We start from the raw sequence: 799 nt of genomic DNA on the forward strand, positions 1-799 counted from the left end.
AGCCGCACCGCCCTGGCCTTGGTGTTCTCGTCGTACCTGATCGCCATCGCGCCATCCTTCCCTCAAAGGAAGGTGCGCATAAAACCCGGGACGGTTCATTATGGTCTGCGGGCAGCTGCCGGCCATGGACACGACATGTGCGCCCTCGCGCCCGCGTCGCGGATGCCCTCAATACCGGTGTCCCACTGGTCACTGGCCGGATAGTTGACCGCGTAGGTGCCGAAAGATCTTCCACCTACTCGCGAGCGCAGCGAGTCAATGAAGGCTTGCCCAGTGGGGCCGACGCCGGGCGGCTCACCGGTACCGCGCGCGAACACCACCTCGACGGCGGGACAACTACCGGCCGAAGCCGGCGGAACGGCGGAACCACCAAGTACCGAAGCGCTGAGGACCCACGCTGCAATGGCCGCCGGACCCAGGAAATTGATGAAGCGATGTATGAACATTCGCGGGAGATTCCCGCGGGCCTGCCGGTTAAACGGAAGTTAGCAAAGGCTATTTGAAATAGTTGATTCCCTGGATTGACCTGAGCATGGGCTGGTTTTGGTGAGTGGTTGTGCCGGCTACGTGGCGATGGTGAGTGGGATGGGGCGTCGATGGGATTGAGGTTCCCCAGAAACGGTGGACATCTGAGATAGCGGGACGCTGGTCCCCTGGAAGGATGTTCTTATGTCACGACCTCGGCGTTCGTATACCCCTGAGAGCCTGTTCGTAAACGGGTGTGACTGTAGTGGCAGATGATAGCGATGTGATAACGATTGCGTGTCATGTGAGGGCGTGAGGCGGGGCTCGCGGTAGC

The 799-nt window shown here is 60.7% G+C and carries 1 pseudogene; it reads right to left on the reverse strand.

From position 1 onward, the window contains the following. Positions 1–81 precede the first annotated feature (81 nt). Positions 82–446 (reverse strand): annotated as a pseudogene (locus CDN38_RS27895) (cutinase family protein); the annotation flags it as partial. Between the last annotated feature and the right edge of the window lie 353 nt (positions 447–799).

The sequence above is a fragment of the Mycobacterium ostraviense genome (genome assembly GCF_002705925.1).
In the GTDB taxonomy this organism is placed as follows: Bacteria; Actinomycetota; Actinomycetes; order Mycobacteriales; family Mycobacteriaceae; genus Mycobacterium; species Mycobacterium ostraviense.